The organism is Achromobacter spanius (genome assembly GCF_002966795.1).
In the GTDB taxonomy this organism is placed as follows: Bacteria; Pseudomonadota; Gammaproteobacteria; order Burkholderiales; family Burkholderiaceae_B; genus Achromobacter; species Achromobacter spanius_D.
In genome coordinates this window covers 587,345-608,676 of record NZ_CP023270.1, presented here as the reverse complement: position 1 = coordinate 608,676, position 21,332 = coordinate 587,345, and the positions used below count along the sequence as shown (strand labels likewise).

Sequence of the window (21,332 nt, the reverse complement as noted above, 5' to 3'; positions counted from 1 at the left end):
GGATTGCTCATGAGCCCACCTTGCCGGATTGCGGCGCCGTGCGCCCGCTGAACAGCGGCCCGAACAGGCCGACCAGGCCGCGCGGCGCGCCAAACACCACGCAGAGCAGCAGCACGCCCAGGGGCAGGTGCCAGTATTCGGTCCACAGGCGCAGCACTTCTTCCAGTGTCAGCATTACGACTGCGCCGGCCACGCCGCCGTAGCGCAGGCCGATGCCGCCCACCAGCACCATGATCAGCAGGTTGGCCGACTGGGTCCAATGCATCAGGCTGGGCGAAATGAAGAGGTTGTGGTTAGCCAGCAGCGCGCCGGCCAGCCCCGCCGCCGCGCCGCTCAGCGTGAACGCCATGAGCTTGATGCGGTACACGGGATAGCCCATGGACTCCATGCGCGATTCGTTCTCGCGGATGCCCTGCAGCGCCATGCCGAAACGCGAGGCGACGATGCGGCCGAAGGCCCACATCAGCAGCGCGAACAGCACCAGCACCAGGTAATAGAAGCTGACGTCATGGGCGAGGTCGATGCCCGGCAGGGTCGAGTAACCCGGCAGATTCAGGCCGTCTTCGCCGCCGTACTGGCGCAGCGAGATGAAGATGTAGAACAGCATCTGCGCGAACGCGAGCGTGATCATGATGAAGTACACGCCCCGCGTGCGCAGCGAGATCGCGCCCGTGATGCAGGCCAGCACGCCCGCCAGCAACATCGCCACCGGCCAGGACACCAGGGCGGACGTGACGCCCGACATGGACAGGATACCCACCGCGTAGGCGCCCGCGCCGAAGAACGCCGCGTGACCCAAGGCCACCATGCCGCCATACCCCAGGATGAGGTTCAGGCTGGTTGCCGCCAGCGCGTAGATCAGCACGCGCCGCACGAAGGAAATGTAGAAGTCCAGGCCCAGCATTGGCGCCACCAGCGGGAACACCGCCAGCGCGGCCAAGAGGACCACGGTCCAGATCTTGGTTTTCATGGTCAGCCCCGCGCCGGAAAGAGGCCAGAGGGCCGGAACACCAGCACTGCCGCCATCAACACGTAGATGGCGATGGCCGCGAGCGTCGGACCGACGCTGGAGGCCACGGCCGGAGAGAACACCTGGCGCAGCAGCATCGGCAGGAACGCCCGGCCGGCGGTGTCGACCATGCCGACCAGCAGCGCGCCCACAAAGGCGCCCCGGATCGAGCCGATGCCGCCGATCACGATGCACACCAGCACCAGGATCAGGATTTCTTCACCCATGCCCACCTGCACCGAGGTGATCGGGCCCAACAGCGCGCCGGCCACCGCGGCCAGCATGGCGCCTAGCACGAACACGCCCAGGAACAGCAGCGGCACGCGCACGCCCATCAGCGTGGCCATCTGGCGGTTCGAAGCCCCGGCCCGCACCAGTACGCCGGCGCGGGTCCGCGTCACGAACCAGTACAGACCCGCGGCCGCGGCCACGCCAAAGACGATGATCATCAGGCGGTAGGCGGGATACAACAGATCGGGCAAGAGGCGCACGGGGCCGGACAGCACCGCAGGCATGTTCAGCATGACCGGCGCCGGACCCCAGATCATCTTGACCAGGTCATTGGCGATGAGGATGACGGCGTAGGTGCCCAGCACCTGGGCCAGGTGGTCGCGCAGCGCCAGGCGGCGGATGAGCGAGAGTTCCAGCACGATGCCGACGATGCCCGTCGCGACCGCCGCCACCAGGACTGCGGCGGTGAACGAGCCGGTGCGTTGCATGGTTTCGGCGGCGACATAGGCGCCAGCCATATAGAGCGAGCCGTGAGCCAGATTCATGATGTCCATGATCCCGAACACCAGGGTCAGCCCGGCCGCAATCAGAAACAACATCAACCCAAACTGCAGACCGTTCAGCAATTGCTCGACGATCAGCGTAAACGTCATGAAAACTTCCCCCTTGCCGCGCGCCGCCGAAGGGCCCCGCGATCAATTCACCAAAGCCATCTAAATCTGCATCAGCCGCACATCACCCCCGCGCACGCCGCCGCCCCAAGCGGGGTCGCGCGGATCCGGCTTTGCCGGTCCGCTGCGACGCCCCCTGGGGGGAAGCGCGCAGCGCTCCGGGGGGGTTCACATATTTTTGCAGTCGCCGACGTACACGTCCTGGTACTTGTCGAACACTTTGCCCACCAGCTTGTTGGTGATGCGGCCGCTGCCGTCCTTCTCAACCACGCGCAGGTAGTAGGACTGGATCGGGTAATGGTTCTTGCCGTAGGTGAAGCTGCCGCGCACCGAGGGGTAGTCGGCCTTTTCCAGCGCCTTCACGATGGCGTCGCGGTCGGAGGCCTTGCCGCCGGCCTGCTTGACCGCGGCGTCCATGGCCATGATCACGTCGTACGCCTGGGCGGCGTACACCGACGGGTAACGGCCGTTGTATTCCTTGCGGAACGCGTCGACGAAGGCCTTGTTCTGCGGCACGTCCAGGTCATGCGCCCATTGCGCCGTGTTGTACATGCCCAGCATGGGGTCGCCCACGGCCTGGATCACGTCCTCGTCGGCCGAGAAGCCCGGGCCGATCAGCTTGACGCTCTGCGACAGGCCGGCGGACACGAACTGCTTGACGAAATTGATGCCCATGCCGCCCGGCAGGAAGATGTAGACGGCGTCCGGCTTGGCGGCGCGGATCTGCGCGATCTCGGCGGCGTAGTCGATCTGGCCGAGCTTGGTGTAGACCTCGTCGCCAGGGGCGGTCTTGTAGCCGCGCTTGAAGCCGGTCAGCGCATCCTTGCCGGCCGGATAGTCCGGGGCCATGATGAACATCTTCTTGAAGCCGCGGTCAGCCGCGACCTTGCCGGCCGCTTCGTGGAAGGCGTCGTTCTGGTACGACGTGCCGAACCAGTAGTTGTTGCACTGCGCGCCGGCGAACTGGCTGGGGCCGGGGTTGTTGGACAGGTACGGGACCTTGGCGGCGAACAGCGCGGGGCCTACGGCCAGCGCCACGTTCGAGCCGATGGGCCCCGTGAAGAAGTCAACCTTTTCGCGCTGGATGTAGCGCGTGACGAGCTGGCGGGCCTGGTCCGGATTGCCGCCCATGTCGGTTTGCAGGAATTCCGCGGGCTGACCGCCCAGCTTGCCGCCCAGTTGCTTGATGGCCAGGTTGAAGCCGTCGCGGGCTTCGGCGCCCAGCGCCGAGAACGGGCCCGAGATGTCATTGGCGATGCCGACCTTGACGGTGTCGGCCTGCGCCAGGGCGGGAATCAGGGCGGCGGCAGCCAGGAAGGAAGTGATCAAACGCATGGTGGTGTGCTCCGTGCGCGAGCCCGCGCAGAGGGTGTTCTTTTTGAAGGTGCGATGCGAAAGACGTCTACGCCCCCAATCCCCTTATGCAGCACAGGGAAAACTGGCGTGGTTCATAGTTTAGGTTTAAAGTAATCGGCAAAACAAGTCTAGGGTTTTTACCACCTGCCGCCATGGTCACCCTCTACCGCAACTACGATCGCGCCGAACTGGACGTCCAGTACAACGCTCGCGCGACAGTACCCGACATCCAACCGATACTCAAGAAATACGCCGAGGACAGCGCCACCGCGCGCAGCACGCTGGAATGCGCGCTGGACGTGCCTTTCGGCGATCATCCGGATGAATTGCTGGACATATTTCCAGCCGCGGCCGGCAAGACCGGCGCGCCGGTCTTCGTGTTCATACACGGCGGCTACTGGCGCCTCTTGTCCAAGAACGAATCCAGCAACATGGCGCCCGCGTTCACCCAGGCGGGCGCGGTGGTGGTGGCGGTGAATTATTCGCTGGCCCCGGCCGTCACGCTGGACCGCATCGTGGACCAGAACCGGCGCGCGCTGGCCTGGATTTACCACCACATTGCCCAGTACGGCGGCGACCCGTCGCGCATCCACATTTGCGGCAGCTCGGCGGGCGGGCACCTGGCCGGCGCCCTGCTCGCGGGCGGCTGGCATGCCAGCTACGACGTGCCGCCCGGCGTGGTCAGGGGCGCCGCGCCCCTGTCCGGCCTGTTCGACCTGCGCCCGCTGGTGCACACCCACATCAACGAATGGATGCGCATGAGCGAGGCCGACGCCATCCGCAACAGCCCCGCCCTGCACTTGCCGCAGGCCGGCTGCCCGCTGGTGGTCAGCTACGGGGAATCCGAAACCGACGAATTCAAGCGCCAGAGCGACGATTTTCTGGCCGCATGGCGGGCGCGCGGTTTTCCCGGTAGATATGTACCAATGCCGGGAACCAATCATTTTGATATTGTCCTGACGCTCAACGATCCGAACAGCCCGCTGACCCAAGCCATCTTCGAACAGATGGGTCTGGCGCCCTCTTCACCCCCGCATTCCCGGTAATCTTCCGAGCCATGACCGATACTCCCGACCTGGAATCCCGCGCCGCGCCCGACGACCATCACGCGCTGCGCCTGTGGCTGCGCATGTTGACCTGCGCCAACCTCATCGAAGGCGAGATCCGCAGCCGCCTGCGCAACGACTTCGACACCACCCTGCCCCGTTTCGACCTGATGGCGCAATTGCAGCGCGCGCCCAAGGGCATGAAGATGGGCGAGCTGTCGCGCCACATGATGGTCACCAACGGCAATATCACCGGCATCACCGACCAGCTCGAAAAGGAAGGCCTGGTGGTGCGGACCAAGGTCGAGTCCGACCGCCGCAGCTCGCTCATCAAGCTGACACCGCAAGGCAAGAAGAGCTTTGCGCGCATGGCCCGCGCCCACGAGAACTGGGTCAAATCCATGTTCGCCGAACTGCCCGAGGCCAGCCGCAACGCCCTGTTCCAGGCGCTGGGCGAACTGAAGCTGCAGGTGGTGGCCACGCGCTCGGCGGCGGCCCGCGACTGAGGCCGGCCCAGGACCTTTTCGCGCCGGTCCGGCCTGCCGGATTGGCGCATAATTGCCGCCATGATTCCGGTTTCCCTTCCTGGCGGTAATTTCTATGTGCTGATGGCGGTCTCGCTGGCCTGCCTCTCCACGCTGCTGACCTGGCTGGCCGTTCTGGCCACTTCGCGCGGCGCGCGCGAGTGGCTGTCCGGCCACCGGCGCGGCGGCACCGTGCTGATGGCCTTGCTGGCGGTCGTTGGCGCCATCTTCCCGTATCAGCAATTCAGCCAGTGGTTCTCGGCCCAGCGCGAAGCGCAGGCCGACGACGCGCGCAAGACGGTGTTGTCACAACCCACGCAACTGGCCGGCGTCCAGATGCCCACGGGCACCACGCTGCGCCTTGCCACGCCCGGCGAGCTGGCCTCGTTCGACCGGGCCGTCTTTCCCGAATCCCATCCGGCCGAGATCCAAGGCGTCGCCACGACGCGCCTGTTCCGCTATCCGGCCACGCCCAAGCAGCCCGAGACGCTGTCCGCCGAGATCGCGCGCGACCAGGCGCTGGAAGGCTGGCTGTGCGCGCACGGCCATCGCATCGAATTCGTGGTGCAAGGCGGGCATCCGCAGTTCTCAAGCTGCCACCTTGCCATCGGCAATACGCTGGACCAGCAACCGGTGCCCGCGGGCGCCTGGTTAAAGGTCGAACCCGCCGCCCGCGGAACGCCGCTGGACAAGACCGGCACGGCACCCCGCTGGCTGCTGCGCACCGAAGGCAGCGACGCCCTGACCGTCGCGGCAATCCCCCTGCTGAAGGTCGACCTGCAACTGGACGCGCAGCGCCGGATGCTGGGCTTCGAGGGCCTGGCGGCGCGCGACACCGTGCTGGGCGAAATGACCTACCCGCCGGGCACGCGCGTCCTGGCCGCCAATCCGCGTCTGCAGGGCGCGCAGCCGGGCGATCTGCTGTTTTCGCCCTCGCGCGGTCGATCGGCACGCCGGGCTGGCGGTGAAGACGTCCCGGCCGGCAAGTCGGTGCTGCAGGCGCCCGACGGCACGGTACGCAGTGTGCTGAGCAACCGCGAAGCCGGCGTGCTGGACGTGGCCGCCATGCGCATGGCCCCCTGAGGCCGGCGGACACCCCTCGGGTTGCCGAGGGGACCGGCCACCCCCGCCGGATCCGGTGGGATAATACGAACCTTTCCCGCGCGCCGCCTTGCTTGGCGGCGGTTCCGTCCCGCTCACTCCAAGAGACGAAGTCATGGCCGTTAATCTGCAGATCCCCTCCGAGTCCGAAATTTTCCCTGTTGCCGGCGTAGAAATCGGCGTCACCGAGGCTGGCATCCGCAAGGCCAACCGGCGCGACCTGACGGTGTTCCGCCTGGCCGAAGGCACCAGCGTCGCGGGCGTCTTCACGCGTAACCGCTTCTGCGCCGCCCCGGTGCAGGTCTGCCAGGCCCACCTGGCCGCCGGCGGCCCGATCAGCGCGCTGGTCATCAACACGGGCAACGCCAACGCCGGCACCGGCGAAGAAGGCCTGAAGAAAGCCAAGGACACGTGCGATGCCCTGGGCAAGCTGCTGGGCGTGCCCGCCGCGCAGATCCTGCCGTTCTCCACCGGCGTCATCCTGGAACCCCTGCCCCTGGACCGCCTGACCGCCGGCCTGCCCGCCGCCATCGCCGACCTGGCCCCCGACCACTGGTTCAGCGCCGCCCACGGCATCATGACCACGGACACGCTGCCCAAGATTTCGTCCGCCAAGGTGCAGATCGACGGCAAGACGGTCACCTTCACCGGCATCAGCAAGGGCGCCGGCATGATCCGTCCCAACATGGCCACCATGCTGAGCTTCCTGGCCACCGACGCCGGCATCGCCCAGCCGCTCCTGCGCAAGCTGGCCGTGGAAATCGCCGATGCCTCGTTCAACCGCATCACGGTCGACGGCGACACCTCCACCAATGACTCCTTCATCATTGCCGCCACCGGCAAGTCGGGCGTCAACGTCAACAGCGAATCGGACACCGCCTACGCCGCCGTGCGCGACGCCCTGACCGCCGCCGCGCTGGAACTGGCCACCAAGATCGTGCGCGACGCCGAAGGCGCCACCAAGTTCATGACGATCCGCGTCGAAGAAGCCGGCACCACCGACGAGGCCCTGAAGGTCGCGTATGCCGTGGCGCACTCGCCGCTGGTCAAGACCGCGTTCTTCGCGTCCGACCCCAACCTGGGCCGCATTTTGGCCGCCGTCGGCTACGCCGGCATCGACGACCTGGACGTGTCCAACATCCGCCTGTGGCTGGACGACGTGCTGGTCGCCAAGAACGGCGGCCGCAATCCCGACTACCAGGAAGCCGACGGCCAGCGCGTCATGAAGCAGGCCGAAATCTCGGTGCGTATCGCGCTGGGCCGCGGCCAGGTCAGCGACACGGTCTACACCTGCGACTTCTCGCACGAGTACGTGTCGATCAACGCCGACTACCGCTCCTGATCCCATGACGGCTACCGAGTTCACCACGCTGATCCAGCGCGCCGAACGCGTGCTGGCGCAACTGGAGGCCTTCTTGCCTCCCGCCCCGCCCGACATCGACTGGACCGCCCACGCATTCCGCTGGCGCAAGCGCGGCGCGCGCGGCTGGCTGGATGCCGTGCGCCACGTGGCGCGCATCGACATGCAGGACCTGCAACACATCGAGCGCCAGAAGGCCATCATCGACCGCAATACGCTGCAGTTCCTTGAAAAGAAGCCCGCGAACAACGTGCTCATGACCGGCGCGCGCGGCACCGGAAAAAGCTCGCTGGTCAAAGCCATGCTGGCCGCCTACGGCGACCGCGGCCTGCGGCTCATCGAAGTCGACAAGTCCGACCTCGGCGACCTGGCCGACATCGTCGAACTGGTGGCGTCGCGGCCCGAGCGCTTCATCGTGTTCTGCGACGACCTGTCCTTCGAGGAAGGCGAGGCCGGCTACAAGGCGCTCAAATCGGTGCTGGACGGCTCGGTGTCGGCCTCGGGCGACAACGTCCTCATCTACGCCACGTCCAACCGGCGCCATCTGATGCCGGAATACATGAGCGAAAACCTGCAGGCCAAGCACCAGCCCGACGGCGAAATCCACCCCGGCGAAACCGTCGAGGAAAAGATCTCGCTGTCCGAGCGCTTCGGACTGTGGCTGTCGTTCTACCCGTTCAAGCAGGACGACTACCTGGACATCGTGTACCACTGGCTGCGCGAACTGGGCTGCCCCGAACCGCACATCGAACCCTCGCGCACCGAGGCGCTGCAATGGACCATCGAACGCGGCTCGCGGTCGGGCCGCGTGGCGTATCAGTTTGCGCGCGACTGGGCGGCCCGCCATGTCTGAAAAAATTGTCGACGTCGCCGCCGGCCTGATCCTGCGCCCTGACGGCAAGCTGCTGCTGGGCCAGCGGCCCGAAGGCAAGCCGTGGTCCGGCTGGTGGGAGCTGCCCGGCGGCAAGCTCGAACCCGGCGAGACCGTGCTGCAGGCGCTGGCCCGCGAACTTCAAGAAGAGATCGGCATCCGCGTCACGCAGTCGCGCCCGTGGGTCACGTATGTGCACGCCTATCCGCACACCACGGTGCGCCTGGCGTTCTGCCATGTCACCGCCTGGGAAGGCGAGCCGCAAAGCCTTGAAAACCAGCGTCTGGAATGGGTGGATCCGGCCAATGCGGCCTCGGTGGGCGACCTGCTGCCCGCCACCCTGCCCCCGCTGCGCTGGCTGCAACTGCCCACCACATACGGCATCAGCGCCATTGGCTCGCGCGCGGGCATCGCGCCTTTCCTCGGCCGCCTGGAAGCCGCGCTCGCGCGCGGCGTAAAGCTCGTGCAGTTCCGTGAACCGCAATGGCCCGATGGCGTGGGCGCCAGCTCGCTGCACGAGGTGCTGCAACAGGTCGTCAAGCGCTGCCGCGCCGCCGGTGCGCGCGTGCTGGTCAACAGCATCCATCCCGTTGCCTGGTGGAAGGAAGCCGACGGCGTGCACCTGCGCACGGCGGATGCCCTGCGCCTGACCGCTCGTCCGGAATTGCCGCGCAACGCGCTGGTCGGCGTGTCTGCGCATGACAATGCCCAGGTCGTCCATGCCCGCGAACTGGGCGCGGACTTCGCCGTGCTGGGGCCCGTGCTGGACACGCCCAGCCATCCCGGCGCGCCGACGCTGGGCTGGGAAGGCTTTGTCGAAGGCAATCGCGATGCGGGTATTCCGGTGTTTGCGCTGGGCGGCCAGTCCACCCAGACCGTCTCGCAGGCCTTGCGGCACGGCGCGCACGGCATCGCCGGGATCCGCGGCGTGCTCTGACGTTGCTCCTTGCCTGACTCCGGGTCGTCCGATTTCGCGACCCGTTTCCGGCGCCTCGCCGCCCAACGGCCCATGCCCCGCATGGGCCGTTTTGTTTTGATCCGGGCGGGAAAGCGCGCATAGACCAAACCCGCGCGCCGATGCACCCTACATGCCGTGACCGGCCGCCATCACGCGGACGGGGTTGCATGCGTCTGGCGGCAGACGCATGGCATCGCATCAAGGAATCTCATGTCTGACATCGCATTTGCCACCTTGGCCGATCTGGCGGACGGCCTGGCGCAGGGCCGCTACAGCTCGGTGGAATTGACGCGCCACTTCCTGGACCGCATCGACCGGGCAAATCCCACGCTGGGCGCCTTTGTCAGCGTGGACAACGCGGGCGCACTGCGGCTGGCCGAATCAGCCGACGCCCGCCGGCGCGCGGGCTACGGGCTGCTCAGCCCGCTGGACGGCGTGCCGGTGGCGGTCAAGGATTTATGCGACATCCAGGGCCAGATCACCACGGCCGGGTCCGAGGCCTGGCGCGAACGCCGCAGCGGCGTCACCGCCACGGCGGTCACGCGGCTGCTGGACGCCGGCATGGTGATGCTGGGCAAGACCCATATGGTGGAATTCGCGTTCGGCGGCTGGGGCACGAACCCGGTCATGGGCACGCCGCGCAACCCCTGGGATCTGGAGCGCGCGCGGGTGCCGGGCGGCTCATCCAGCGGCTCCGGCGTGGCCGTCGCGGCTGGACTGGCGCCCGCCGCCTTGGGTTCGGACACCGGCGGTTCGGTCCGGATTCCGGCGGCGCTGAACGGCATCACGGGCCTGAAAACCACGCGCGGCCTGATCAGCCTGCACGGCGCGGTGGCGCTGTCGACCACGCTGGACACCTTGGGCCCGCTGACCCGCGATGCGCGCGACGCGATGCTGCTGACCGGGCTGATGGCCGGCCACGACATCCAGGACCCGTTGACGTTCGGCATCCCGTCCTTCGACTACCGCGAGCCGGCCGGCGGCGCGCAGCCGCTGCGCGGCGTGCGCATCGCGGTGATGCCGATTGCACAGCACCCCATCGCGGTGGACGCCGATGCGCTGTCCGCGCTGGACGACGCGCGCCGCGTGCTGGCCGCGCTGGGCGCGGACGTGGCCGAGACGCCGCTGCCCTTCGATTTTCGCGAGATGATGCATCGCAACGGTCAGATCATCTCCGCCGAAGCCTATGCCTTGCACCGGGGCTACATCGAGGACGCCGCCAAGCCCATCGGGCAGTATGTGCGCGCCCGCGTGCTGGCCGGCAAAGGCATCTCGGCCGCCGATTACATCGCGGCGCTGCAGGCCCATGCGCAAGCGCGCCGCGACTGGCTGGACTGGATGCAGGAGTTTGATGCCGTGCTCACGCCATGCGCCCCGTTCGGCGCGCGTCAGCTGGCCGACGTAGACGAAGCGGCCACCCCGCTTGCGGCGTTCACCCGACCCGGCAACTACATGAACGCGGCCGGGCTGGCGCTGCCCGCAGGCTTTACCAACGACGGCCTGCCGCTGGGCGTGCAGTTGCTGGGCAAGCCCAACGCGGAAGGCGCGCTGGGCCGGATCGGCATTGCCTTCCAGGCGGTTACCGAATGGCACCGCCAGCGGCCGGATCTGAAGGCGGTGGGGTTGTAGGCGCGGCGCTGGCCGACGCGGCGCTGGCCGGCGCGGCATTGCCCGGCGAGGCGCTGGCCGTCTCGACCGGCAGCCCTTCCCAGCCGCCGCCCAGCGCGACGATCAGGTTGACGCTGGCCACCAGCCGGCTACCCATGAGGCTCAGGGCATTGCGCTCGCTGCTGAGCGCGGTGGCGTCGACCACGGCCACGCTCAGGTAATCGACCAAGCCCGCCTGATACTGGTTCTGGATAAGGCGCAGCGATTCGCGCGCCGATTCCAGCGCGCGGCGCTGCACGATCTGCTCCTGCTCCATCACGCGAAGCTGGATCAGGTAGTCCTCGACCTCGCGCAGGCCGGTCAACGCCGCCTGGCGATAGGCCGCCGCCTGCGAGTCATACGAAGCGCGGGCCTGCTCGACCTGGGCCTCGCGCGCGCCGCCGTCGAAGATCGTCAGCGCCAGCGCCGGCCCCAGCGACCAGAAGCGCGCGGGCGCCGTCAGCAGCTCGGCGAATTCACCATTTCGGAAACCGCCATCGGCCGACAGCGTCAGGCTGGGGAACCACGCGGCCTGGGCCACGCCGATCTGCGCATTGGCGGCTGCGGCGCGGCGTTCGGCGGCGGCGACGTCGGGACGGCGCTCGAGCAGCTCGGACGGCAGGCCCACCGGAATCTGCGGCAGCCGCAGCGTGAACACCGCGGGCGGCAGGCTGAACTGCGAAGGCGCCTGGCCCATCAGCACCGCGATCGCGTGCTCGTACTGGCCTCGCTGCCAATCCAGGTCGATGGACTGCGCGCGAGTGCTTTCAAGCTGCGTGCGCGCGACCGCCACATCGGCCTGACCTGCGACGCCGACTTCATAGCGGTTCTGCGTAAGCTTCAACGACTTTTCGTACGCGGCGACGGTGGCATCGAGCAGGCGCTTCTGTTCGTCCAGCACGCGCAATTGCAGGTAGGTCTGCACCAGCGCGGCCTGCGCGCTCAGGCGGGTCGCGCCCAGGTCGGCCAGACTGGCGGCGGCGCTGGCTTCGGACGACTCGACGCTGCGGCGCACCCGGCCCCAGACGTCCAGTTCCCAGCTGACGCTGCCGGTCAGCGAATACTGATTGGACACGTTGCTGCCGGACCCCGTCGACGAACCGCTTTGCCCGCCGCTGCCCGCGCGGCTCATGCCCGCCCCCGCGCCCACGGTCGGATAGAAGCCCGAACGCGCGCCGCGCACCAGGCCGAGCGCCTGGCGATAGTTCGCCTCGGCCTGCGCGATGGTCTGGTTCGACGTATTCAGCCGGACCAGCAGGCCGTCCAGCGTGGGGTCATCGTAGACCTTCCACCACGCGCCGCGGTCAGCGTCGTCGCGCGGCTGGGCCGGCTTCCAGCCGGGCACCTCGACCTGGCCTTCCTTGTAGGCCGCGCCCACGTCCAGCGCCGGGCGCTGATAGTCGGGCCCGACCGCGCAGGCGCCCAGCAGCGCGCACAGCGCCAGCGAGGCCCCGGCGCGGGGAAGAAAGGCGGAGGAAAACGGCTTGGTACGGATCATGTGTGTTCTATGGAAGCGGAATTTCCACCCCGCGAGGCGCGCCGGCGCGCAGCCCACAGGCGGAAGCGGTCCAGATAAAGATAGACCACGGGCGTGGTGTACAGCGTAAGGATCTGGCTCAGGACCAGGCCGCCCACGATGGTAATGCCAAGCGGCTGGCGCATCTCGACGCCGGCGCCGGTGGCCAGCACCAGCGGCAGCGCGCCGAAGATGGCCGCCATCGTCGTCATCATGATGGGGCGGAACCGCGTGAGGCACGCCTGGAAGATGGCGTCGCGCGGCGTCATGCCATGGTGGCGTTGGGCGTCCAGCGCAAAATCCACCATCATGATCGCGTTCTTCTTGACGATGCCAATCAAGAGGAACACCCCGATCAGCGCAATCAGCGTGAAGTCATGACGCACCAGCAGCAGGGCAAGCAGCGCGCCCAGCCCCGCCGACGGCAGCGTGGACAGAATGGTGAGCGGGTGGATGAAGCTTTCGTACAAAATACCCAGCACGATGTACATGGTGACCAGCGCGGCCAGGATCAGCCAGGGCTGCTGCGCCAGCGTCTGCTGCAACGCGGCTGCGGTGCCCTGAAAGCCCGCCTGAATCTGATCGGACGGCAGGCCGAGGCGCGCCACGGCATTGTCGATCGCGGTGGTCGCCTGCCCCAGCGACACGCCCGGCGCGAGGCTGAACGAGATGGTGTCGGCCACGAACAGGCCCTGGTGGCTCACGCTGAGCGGTGCGTTGGCGTTTTCAAGTTTGGTGAACGCCGACAGCGGCACGCGGGCGCCGTCCGCGGTGATGACCTCGACCTGGCGCAGCGATTCGATGTCCTGCGCGAACTTCGGGTCCACGCCCAGCACCACGTGATACTGATTGAGCGGCCCGTACATGACCGACACCTGGCGCTGGCTGAACGAGTTGTTCAGCACCGTGGAGATGGTGGCCATGCTGATGCCCAGCCGCGTCGCGGCTTCGCGGTCGATGACCAGGTTGATCTCGCGGCCGCGGTCCTCGACGTCGGCGTCCACGTCGGTGATCTCCGGAATCTTGGCCATCGCCTGCTGCACCTTGGGCATCCAGGTGCGCAGCAGTTGCAGGTCGCCGGACATCAGGGTGTAGTCGTACGAACCCTGGCTTTGGCGGCCGCCGATGCGGATGTCCTGCTGCGACACCAGGAACAGACGCGCGCCGGGCATGTTCTGCAGCTTGGCGCGCAGGCGGTTGATGACCACGTCGGCCGACACCTTGCGCTCGCCCAGCGGCTTGAGCTGGATCTGCATGAAGCTGCTGTTGCTGCCGCCGCGCCCGCCCGCGTAACCGGTCATGCTTTGCACGGCCGGATCGTCCAGCACGACCTTGCGCAGCGCTTCGAGCTTGGGCAGGGTGGCCTGGAACGACGTGCCCTGGTCGACGCGGAAAAAGCCCAGCAGCTGACCCGTGTCCTGCTGCGGGAAAAAGCCCTTGGGCACCACGGTGTACAGATAGACGTTCAAGCCCACGGCGATCGCCAGCGTCAGCATCATCAGGCGGCCGTGCGCCAGCGCCCAGCTCAGCGAGCGGCGGTAGCCGTCCTGCATGGACTGAAAGCCCCGTTCAGTCCAGCGTGCCAGCCGGCCGGGGGGCTTGGGGTCCTTGGGTTCGGGCCGCAGCAGGCGCGCGCACATCATGGGCGTGAGCGTCAGCGACACCACGAGCGACACCAGGATGGACGCGGACAGGGTGACGGCAAATTCGCGGAACAGGCGTCCGACCACCCCGCCCATCAGCAGGATGGGAATGAACACGGCCACCAGCGACAGGCTCATCGACAGCACCGTGAAGCCGACCTCGCGCGAGCCGCGCAGCGCGGCGCGCATGGGCGACATGCCGTTCTCGACGTGGCGCATGATGTTTTCCAGCACCACGATCGCGTCGTCCACCACGAAACCCGTGGCGACGATCAGCGCCATCAGCGAGATGGTGTTCAGCGTGTAGCCGCACATATACATGATGCAGAACGTGCCGATCAGCGACACCGGCACCGCGACGCTGGGAATGATGGCCGCGCGCCAGCGCCGCAGGAACAGCAGCACAACCAGGACCACCAGCCCGACGGCGATGACGAGCGTCAGCTCGGCCTCGTGCAGCGACGCGCGGATGCTGGGTGTACGGTCCTGCGCGACCGTCATGGTGACGTCGGCGGGCATCAGCCCCTGCAGCACCGGAAGCTGCGCGCGCACGGCGTCCACGGCTTCGATGATGTTGGCGTCCGCCTGCCGCCGCACGACCATCAGGATGGCGTTGCGGTCGTTGAAGAAGCCGGTCTGGTACAGGTCTTCGACCGAGTCCTCAACCTTGGCCACGTCGGACACGCGCACCGGCCGGCCATCACGCCAGGCGACGATCAGCGGCCGGTATTCCTCGGCCCGGCTGAGCTGGTCGCTGACCATGATCTGCCAGTGGTAGCGGTCGTTTTCCAGTACGCCCTTGGGCCGGTTGGCATTGGCGTTGGCCAGCGTGGCGCGCAGTTCGTCCAGCGACACGCCCTGGTTGGCCAGCGCGCCGGGCAGCACCGTGACGCGCACCGCGGGCAGCGAGCTGCCGCCCACCGTAACCTCGCCCACGCCGTCCACCTGCGACAGCTTCTGCGCCACGATGGTGGAGGCCAGGTCGTACAGCTGGCCCTGGCTGAGCGTGTCGGACGTCAGCGCCAGCGTCATGATCGGCGCGTCCGACGGATTGGACTTGTTATAGGTGGGATTGCTGCGCAGGCCGGTCGGCAAGAGCGAACGCGCCGCGTTGATCGCGGCCTGCACATCGCGCGCCGCGCCATTGATGTCGCGCGACAGATCGAACTGCAGCGTGATGCGGGTCGAGCCCTGCGAGCTGCGCGAGGTCATTTCGGTGACGCCCGCGATGCTGCCCAGTGACCGCTCCAGCGGCGTGGCGACGCTGGAGGCCATGGTCTCGGGACTGGCGCCCGGCAGGCTGGCCGACACGGAAATGGTGGGGATGTCCACCTGCGGCAGCGGCGCCACGGGCAACAGAAAGAACGCAAGCATGCCGGCCATCACGACCGCCAGGCTCAGCAGCGTGGTCGCCACCGGCCGGACGATGAAGGGGGCCGACAGAATCATCGCGCGTCTCCGGCGGACGGCGCACCCGCGCCGCGCCAGCGGCGGGACATGCGATCGAACATCAGATAGATGACCGGCGTGGTGAACAGCGTCAGCACCTGCGACAGCAGCAGGCCGCCCACCATCACCAGGCCCAGCGGCTGGCGCAGTTCAGCGCCCGTGCCGGTGGACAGCATCAGCGGCAAGGCGCCGAAAAGCGCGGCCAGCGTGGTCATCAGGATGGGCCGGAACCGCAGCAGCGCGGCCTCGTGGATGGCCTCGCGCGGCGCCAGGCCCCGCTTGCGTTCGGCATCCAGCGCGAAGTCGATCATCATGATCGCGTTCTTCTTGACGATGCCGATCAGCAAGATGATCCCGATGATGCCGATCATGTCCAGTTCGGTGCCGCTGATCAGCAGCGCCAGCAACGCGCCCACCCCCGCGGACGGCAGCGTGGACAGGATGGTGATGGGGTGGATATAGCTTTCATAGAGCACGCCCAGCACGATGTACATCGTGACCACGGCCGCCAGAATCAGCCACAGCGTGCTGGACAGCGAATTCTGGAACGCCAGCGCCGCGCCCTGGAAGCGTGTCTCGACGCCGGAGGGCATGCCGATCTCGGCCTCGGCCGCCTTGATGTTCTCGACGGCGTCGGACAGCGAGGCGCCGGGCGCCAGATTGAACGACACCGTCACCATGGGGAACTGGTCGAGCCGGTTCACGGCCAGCACCGTCCGGCCTTCGCTGATGTGCGCAACGGAAGACAGCGGCACCTGCGCGCCCGTGGAGGTGGGCACATGCAGCTGCCCCAGCGCGCTGGGCGACATCTGGAACTGCGGCAGGACTTCGAGCACCACGCGGTACTGGTTGGACTGGGTGAAGATCGTGGAGATCAGCCGCTGGCCGAAGGCGTTGTACAGCGTCTCGTCAATGACGGCGGCAGTGATGCCCAGGCGCGAGGCCGCATCGCGGTCGATTTCCACCCACGTCTGCAAGCCGTCGTCCTGCAGGTCGTCGGCCACGTCCATCAGGCCCGGCACGCCACGCAGGCGGTCGACCAGCTTGGGCGTCCATTCGCTCAGCACCTTTAGGTCGGGGTTGGACAGCGTCATCTGGTACTGCGTGCGGCTGACGCGGTCTTCGATGGTCAGGTCCTGCACCGGCTGCATGTAGACGGTCAGGCCGTCCTGCTTGTTCAGGTTCTCTTGCAGGCGCGCCATCACGGTGCGCAGGTCGCCGGTGCGCTCGGCCTGCGGTTTGAGCGAAATCTGCATGCGGCCGGCGCTGAGCGTGGCGTTGCTGCCGTCCACGCCGATGAAGGACGACACGGCCTGCACGTCCGGGTCTTCCAGCACCAGCCGAGCCGCCGCCTGCTGACGCTCGGACATGGCGGTAAACGAAATGGATTGAGGCGCCTGCGTGATGGCCTGGATGAGGCCGGTGTCCTGCTGCGGAAAGAAACCCTTGGGCACCACCAGGTACAGCAGCACGGTCAGCGCAAAGGTGGCTACCGCCACGATCAGCGTCAGCGTCTGATGGCGCAGCACAACCTGCAGCATGCGGTCGTAGCCGGCGATGATGCGGTCGATGAAGGCGCCCGTGGCCTGATGAAAACGTCCGTGCTTGGTCTCGGATTCGGCGCGCAGCAGGCGCGCGCACATCATCGGGGTCAGCGTCAGCGACACCACCAGCGAGATCAGGATGGCCACCGCCAGCGTGATCGCGAATTCGCGGAACAGCCGGCCCACGACCTCGGTCATGAACAGCAGCGGGATCAGCACGGCAATCAGCGACAGGGTCAGCGAGATCAGCGTGAAGCCGATCTGCGACGCGCCTTTCAGCGCGGCCTGCATCGGCTTTTCGCCGTCTTCGATGTGCCGGGCGATGTTCTCGATCATGACGATCGCGTCGTCCACCACGAAGCCCGTGGCGATGGTCAGCGCCATCAGCGTCAGGTTGTTGATCGAGAACCCGGACAGATACATGATCCCGAACGTGCCCACCAGCGACAGCGGCACGACGACGCTGGGAATCAGCGTGGCTGTCAGGCTGCGCAGGAAGATGAACGTGACCATCACCACCAGGCCGACGGCCAGCAGCATTTCAAACTGCACGTCGGCGACGGAATCGCGGATGGTCTGCGTGCGGTCCGACACCACCGTCACATCCAGCGTGGCGGGCAGCGCGGCGCGCAACTGCGGCATCAGCGCCTGGATGCGGTCGACCACGTCGATGACGTTGGCGCCGGGCTGGCGCTGGATGTTCAGCAGGATGGCGGGCTTGTCGCCGGCCCACGCGGCCTGGCGGGTGTCTTCGGCGCCTTCGACGGCGCGCGCCACATCGGCCAGCCGCAGCGGCGCGCCGTTCTTGTACGCGATGATCAGGCTGTTGTAGTCGGTGGGCGACTTGAGCTGGTCGTTGGCGTTGATGGTGGTGGATCGCTGCGGGCCGTCGAGATTACCCTTGGGCTGGTTGACGTTGGCGCCGACGATGGCGGTGCGCAGGTCGGCCAGCGACAGGCCATTCGCCGCCAGCGCCTGCGGATTCACCTGGACCCGCACGGCCGGGCGCTGCCCGCCCGCCACGCTGACCAGGCCCACGCCCGGAATCTGCGACAGCCGCTGCGCCACGCGCGTATCGACCAGGTCGCGCACCTGCGGCAGCGGCATGGTGGGCGACGTGATCGCCAAAGTCAGCACCGCCGCGTCGGCCGGATTGACCTTGTTGTAGGTGGGCGGCACCGGCAGGTCGGACGGCAGCAGGTTCGACGCGGCGTTGATGGCCGCCTGAACCTGCTGCTCGGCCACGTCCAGCGGCAGCGTCAGGTTGAATTGCAGGGTGATGACCGAGGCGCCGCCCGAACTGGTGGACGACATCTGATTCAGGCCGGGCATCTGGCCGAACTGCCGCTCTAGCGGTGACGTGACCAGGGACGTCATGACGTCGGGACTGGCCCCTGGGTACAGCGTCACGACCTGGATGGTCGGGTAGTCGACTTCGGGCAGCGCCGAAACCGGCAGAAAACGGTAGGCGATGAGGCCCGCGATCAGGATGGCCACCATCGACAGGGTGGTGGCCACGGGGCGCAGGATGAAGAGGCGCGACGGGCTCACGGCGATCTCGGCTTACTTGGACGCGGGCGTGGTGCCGGCCGGCGCCCCCGCGCCAAGCGTCTTGTCGCGGCCGGCGGGAATGACTTCGGCGCCGCCCAGGATTTCGACCTTGGCGCCGGCGCGCAGGCGGTCGGTGCCTTCGGTGACCACGCGGTCACCCGGCTTCAAGCCTTCGTTGACGGCGACCATGCCGCTGTTGATGGCGCCCAGCTTCACCTGGCGCACCGCGATCGTGTTGTCGTCCTGCACCAGGAAGACGAATGCGCCGGCCGAGCCCTGCTGGACCGCCGCCGTCGGAATGGCGGTCACGTCCTTGCGGGTCAGCACGTGCAGGCGCACGTTGACGAACTGGTTGGGGAAAAGCGCGTCGTCGGCGTTGTCGAACCGGGCCTTGAGCTTGAGCGTGCCGGTGGCGACGTCGATCTGGTTGTCCAGCGTCTCGAGCGTGCCCGTCGCGATGCGGCGGGTGTCGGCGCGATCATAGGCATCGACGGTCAGCGTCTTGCCGGCGGCGAGTTCCGTGCGCACTTCGGGCAATTGCGTTTCGGGCAGGGTGAAAACGACGGAGATCGGCTGGGTCTGGGTGATGACGACCAGACCGTTGGTGTCCGCGCTGGACACCAGATTGCCGCGGTCGACCTGGCGCAGGCCCAGGCGGCCGCTGATGGGTGCGGTGATGCGCGCGTAGTCGAGCTGCAGCTTGGCATTGTCGACATTGGCCTGGTCGCTCTTGACCGCGCCCTCGTACTGGCGCACTAGCGCGGCTTGCGTGTCGACCTGCTGGCGGGCGATGGAATCCTGCTTGAAGAGGGCCTGGTAGCGTTGCAGGTCGCGGCGGGCGTTTTCAAGCTGGGCAAGGTTCTGCATCTGCGTGCCACGCGCCTGGTCCAGGGCCACCTGGAACGCACGCGGGTCCACCTGCGCAAGCAGGTCGCCGGCCTTGACCTGCTGGCCTTCCTGGAAGGCGACGTCGACCAGTTCGCCGCTGACGCGGCTGCGGACGGTGACGGTGTTGTAGGCGGTAACGGTGCCGAGCGAGCGCAGGAAGATGTCGATGTCCTGCTGGGCGGCGGTGGCAATCCGCACCGGCACCGGCAGGTTGGCCATGGCCGCCATGGGAGGCCGGCCGCCGGCCCGTCCGCCCGGACCGCCCTGCTTGGCCGAGGGCCGCAGCACCAACCACGCGATCGCCGCCACGACGAGGAGCAGCAGACCCAAGCCGACCACGCGGCGACGGCTCCAGCGGGAGGGAGGGGATACAGGACGGCTATCGGACATGGAGACGTTTCCGGCACACTCGGAAGGAAAGCCGTATTGTCTACTAGACCGTCCCGATTTCGGTCCTGATGACCGTCACGCTGAAACGACCCGCAACAGGAATCCGGGCAGCGAAACCCTGCGTAACTTCAGCCTAAGCGCTGCAGAGGGTCATCTGGAAAGACACGTCGCGGCCCACCTGCTGGGGCTTGAACTCCCCGTCCTGAGTGGAAAAACGTATCCAGATCATGTACTTATTGGCGCTGATCTCGGGAAAGACGCCGTGGGTGGGGTCGACCCAGACGCGCAGCAGCTGGAACTGCTTGCCGCCCAGCATCTGCTGGTAGGCGCCCTGCTCGGCAACGATGTCGGTCTTGCGCCCGGACTCGCGCAACAGGCGCAGTGCCAGGGTCAGGCCGTCGTAAAGGGGGATGAAAGGCGAAACCCAGGCCTGCAGGTCGGCGCAGCGAGCGGCTTCGGGCTTGTTCTGCCAGGCATAGTACGAAGGCATGTCGACCTGCGTGGCGCTGCCGGGCACCGACAGACGGCCGCGCAAGCTGGTCAGCCATTCGTTTTCGCGCAGCGACTGCCCGGTCTTGCCGGGCGCGGCCAGCGCGCTGCCCACCTTTTCCATTTCGCGCAGCATGCCTTCCAGCGCATCTTGCGCAACGCCGGGATGATCGCGCAGCCCGACCAGCGCCAGGCGCTGGCGTTCAAGGTCTTGCAGGACCGCGCCTTTCACGTCGGTGCGTTCGCACGCGTCGAGCAGATCGAAGAGGCAGGTGACGGCAACCTGATGCTGGCGTGAGTCACCCTCGCGAGCAAAGAAGAAGAGCCTGTCGAACAGGTATTCCAGCCGCAGATAAGCACGGATGCGCTCGTTGAAGGGATATTCGTAAACGATCACGCTTTTTTACAGGCCCTATCAAGTGGTTGGCCGGCAGGCCAAGAATTTTCAGGGGTGCCGGCAGCCGCTGGCTTACCGGCCCGTGGTGGTCGCCAGCGCCAGCCAGCGGTCATGCAGGGTCAACGCCCGCGCGCGCAACTGTTTCGGCGTTGTCGTTGCGTCGTTGAGTATGACGTCGTCCGCGACCTCCAACCGGCGTGCCCGCGCAGCCTGTGCCGCCATGATACGCCTGATGTCCTGCTCCGTCAGCCCGCTGCGCTGCTGCACGCGAGCCACCTGCGTTTCGGGATCGCAATCGACCACGCAGATACGATCCACGCGGTCTCGCCAACGGTCCAGAGACTCAACCAATAGCGGCACCACAAAGACCAGATACGATCCGTGCGCGGCCGCCGCCTGGCGTTCCGTTTCGCGGCCGATGGCCGGATGCAGCACGGCCTCGAGCCGCCGCCGCACCTGCGGATCGGCGAATGCCTGCGTGCGCATCCACGCGCGGTCCAGGGCGCCGTCGGGCGTCAAGGCCTGCGGTCCGAATTCGCGTTCGATCTCGGGCATCGCGGCGCCGCCGGCGGCGGTGAGCGAGCGCGCGATCTCGTCGGTGTCGACGAGCGCCGCGCCCCACTCCGCCAGCATGTCCGCCACGCGGGACTTGCCCGAGCCGATGCCGCCCGTCAGACCTATCTTGAACATG

General features: G+C 67.3%; 15 protein-coding genes and 1 pseudogene. 7 read left to right on the top strand and 9 right to left on the bottom strand.

The window, feature by feature from the left end; translation table 11 throughout:
* Window positions 1–7: 7 nt before the first annotated feature.
* The 3 genes from CLM73_RS02720 to CLM73_RS02710 form a co-directional block, all read right to left on the bottom strand.
* Window positions 8–970, bottom strand: a complete 963-nt coding sequence (locus CLM73_RS02720; protein ID WP_056564595.1) for a branched-chain amino acid ABC transporter permease — start codon at window positions 968–970, stop codon at window positions 8–10.
* Between the two features lie 2 nt (window positions 971–972).
* A complete protein-coding gene (locus CLM73_RS02715; RefSeq protein ID WP_105237216.1) occupies window positions 973–1,893 on the bottom strand; it encodes a branched-chain amino acid ABC transporter permease in 921 nt (306 codons plus the stop codon).
* A 186-nt stretch (window positions 1,894–2,079) separates the two neighbouring features.
* Window positions 2,080–3,246, bottom strand: coding sequence for an ABC transporter substrate-binding protein (locus CLM73_RS02710; RefSeq protein ID WP_105237215.1), 1,167 nt, complete (start codon window positions 3,244–3,246; stop codon window positions 2,080–2,082).
* 173 nt (window positions 3,247–3,419) lie between these two features.
* On the opposite strand from CLM73_RS02710, the gene CLM73_RS02705 reads away from it, so the two are divergent.
* From CLM73_RS02705 to CLM73_RS02675, 7 genes are all read left to right on the top strand, one after another.
* Window positions 3,420–4,313, top strand: a complete 894-nt coding sequence (locus CLM73_RS02705; protein WP_105237214.1) for an alpha/beta hydrolase — start codon at window positions 3,420–3,422, stop codon at window positions 4,311–4,313.
* Between the two features lie 11 nt (window positions 4,314–4,324).
* Complete coding sequence (locus CLM73_RS02700) at window positions 4,325–4,819, top strand: MarR family winged helix-turn-helix transcriptional regulator (RefSeq protein WP_056564603.1); 495 nt, start codon at window positions 4,325–4,327, stop codon at window positions 4,817–4,819.
* Between the two features lie 60 nt (window positions 4,820–4,879).
* Window positions 4,880–5,920 carry a hypothetical protein gene (locus CLM73_RS02695; RefSeq protein ID WP_105237213.1) on the top strand — a complete coding sequence of 347 codons (1,041 nt, stop codon included), beginning with the start codon at window positions 4,880–4,882 and terminating at the stop codon, window positions 5,918–5,920.
* Window positions 5,921–6,053: 133 nt separating this feature from the next.
* Window positions 6,054–7,280 carry a bifunctional glutamate N-acetyltransferase/amino-acid acetyltransferase ArgJ gene (gene argJ, locus CLM73_RS02690; protein ID WP_105237212.1) on the top strand — a complete coding sequence of 409 codons (1,227 nt, stop codon included), beginning with the start codon at window positions 6,054–6,056 and terminating at the stop codon, window positions 7,278–7,280.
* Between the two features lie 4 nt (window positions 7,281–7,284).
* The gene (locus CLM73_RS02685) at window positions 7,285–8,151 is read left to right on the top strand and encodes an ATP-binding protein (protein ID WP_105237211.1); all 867 of its coding nucleotides are present in this window, start codon (window positions 7,285–7,287) and stop codon (window positions 8,149–8,151) included.
* Complete coding sequence (locus CLM73_RS02680; protein ID WP_105237210.1) at window positions 8,144–9,106, top strand: Nudix family hydrolase; 963 nt, start codon at window positions 8,144–8,146, stop codon at window positions 9,104–9,106. Before CLM73_RS02685 ends, CLM73_RS02680 begins: the two co-directional genes overlap by 8 nt.
* Window positions 9,107–9,337: 231 nt before the next feature.
* Complete coding sequence (locus CLM73_RS02675; protein WP_105237209.1) at window positions 9,338–10,756, top strand: amidase; 1,419 nt, start codon at window positions 9,338–9,340, stop codon at window positions 10,754–10,756.
* Here CLM73_RS02675 and CLM73_RS02670 read toward each other — a convergent pair.
* From CLM73_RS02670 to coaE, 6 genes and pseudogenes are all read right to left on the bottom strand, one after another.
* On the bottom strand, window positions 10,707–12,272 hold the full coding sequence (locus CLM73_RS02670; protein WP_234015798.1) for an efflux transporter outer membrane subunit: 1,566 nt from the start codon (window positions 12,270–12,272) through the stop codon (window positions 10,707–10,709). The genes CLM73_RS02675 and CLM73_RS02670 overlap by 50 nt on opposite strands.
* Window positions 12,269–15,382: a multidrug efflux RND transporter permease subunit gene (locus tag CLM73_RS02665; protein ID WP_105237208.1), complete on the bottom strand. Its 3,114-nt coding sequence runs from the start codon at window positions 15,380–15,382 to the stop codon at window positions 12,269–12,271. The genes CLM73_RS02670 and CLM73_RS02665 overlap by 4 nt, the downstream gene beginning before the upstream one ends.
* Complete coding sequence (locus tag CLM73_RS02660) at window positions 15,379–18,477, bottom strand: MdtB/MuxB family multidrug efflux RND transporter permease subunit (RefSeq protein WP_105237207.1); 3,099 nt, start codon at window positions 18,475–18,477, stop codon at window positions 15,379–15,381. The genes CLM73_RS02665 and CLM73_RS02660 overlap by 4 nt, the downstream gene beginning before the upstream one ends.
* Before the next feature lie 12 nt (window positions 18,478–18,489).
* A complete protein-coding gene (locus tag CLM73_RS02655; RefSeq protein ID WP_105237206.1) occupies window positions 18,490–19,755 on the bottom strand; it encodes an MdtA/MuxA family multidrug efflux RND transporter periplasmic adaptor subunit in 1,266 nt (421 codons plus the stop codon).
* 133 nt (window positions 19,756–19,888) lie between these two features.
* Window positions 19,889–20,641 carry a cell division protein ZapD gene (zapD, locus tag CLM73_RS02650; RefSeq protein ID WP_105237205.1) on the bottom strand — a complete coding sequence of 251 codons (753 nt, stop codon included), beginning with the start codon at window positions 20,639–20,641 and terminating at the stop codon, window positions 19,889–19,891.
* Window positions 20,638–21,331: pseudogene (gene coaE / locus CLM73_RS02645) on the bottom strand (dephospho-CoA kinase). Before coaE ends, zapD begins: the two are co-directional and overlap by 4 nt.
* Between the last annotated feature and the right edge of the window lies 1 nt (window position 21,332).